The organism is Actinacidiphila acidipaludis (assembly GCF_019890725.1).
Classification (GTDB): Bacteria; Actinomycetota; Actinomycetes; order Streptomycetales; family Streptomycetaceae; genus Actinacidiphila; species Actinacidiphila acidipaludis.
Map to the genome: position 1 here is coordinate 1 of NZ_JAINZZ010000156.1, position 456 is coordinate 456.

General features: G+C 69.1%; 1 protein-coding gene. It reads left to right on the plus strand.

The window, feature by feature from the left end; translation table 11 throughout:
• Window positions 1–122: 122 nt before the first annotated feature.
• Window positions 123–456, plus strand: a 334-nt coding sequence (locus K7862_RS37115; RefSeq protein WP_222970218.1) for a helix-turn-helix domain-containing protein, incomplete at its 3' end; no start/stop codon positions are given.

Genomic DNA, 456 nt, shown 5'->3' on the forward strand with positions numbered 1-456 from the left:
TGTCCTGTCTCGGTTGATGCTTGACGGTGTGGCTTCACCTGATGCTTGACACCGCTTACCTCGGCTTGGCTGTGTGCGTCTGATGGGCGTGCGTGGGGAGGGCCGGGGCCGTGCTGGTGGAGTTGAGCGTGGTCGAGCAGCGGTATCACGCGGTGATGGAGGTCACCGCGGGGGTTCCGGTCACTCAGGTCGCGGCCCGGTATGGGGTGTCGCGTCAGTCGGTGCACTCCTGGGTGCGCAAGTACGAGCAGGCGGGTTTGCCGGGGCTGGCGGACCGGTCTCACCGGCCCGATTCGTGTCCGCACCGGATCGCTGGGGAGGTGGAAGCGGTGGTGTGTGAGCTGCGGCGCCGGCACCCGGGCTGGGGTCCGCGCAGGCTGGTGCACGAGCTGCAACGCAGGGGCATCGCGCCGGTCCCGTCCCGGGCGACGGTCTACCGGGTTCTGGTCCGTAACG